Below are 314 nucleotides of genomic sequence, written 5' to 3' on the forward strand. Positions count from 1 at the left end.
ACCCAACTCGCCCACTGAGTGAGTTTTGCTTTCTGTTACCCGCCAAAACATGTAAAATGTCGGACTTTTCAAAATTTGCGGTAATGATTAAGTAGTCGATGATAAGAAAAAAGCCCTAAAGAAAATAGCTAAGTGTCTTGAGCTTGGTAATTCTGCTAACGTCAATGAAGCTGCCAATGCAATCAAAATGGCGCATAACTTGATGCTGAAATATGGTCTCGAAAAAGACGATATTGAATTTATCAAGATGGGCAAGACTCAATCCACGCACCTATTACCCGCAAATATCAGCTCAACACTGCTGCGTGTTATTC

At 40.1% G+C, this 314-nt stretch carries 1 pseudogene; it reads left to right on the plus strand.

Features of this window, described 5'->3' with window-relative positions:
- Positions 1-100 precede the first annotated feature (100 nt).
- Positions 101-314, plus strand: a pseudogene (locus tag BCT81_RS04200) (DUF2786 domain-containing protein); the annotation flags it as partial.

This window comes from Vibrio sp. 10N.261.52.A1 (assembly GCF_002876325.1).
Lineage (GTDB): Bacteria > Pseudomonadota > Gammaproteobacteria > Enterobacterales > Vibrionaceae > Vibrio > Vibrio chagasii.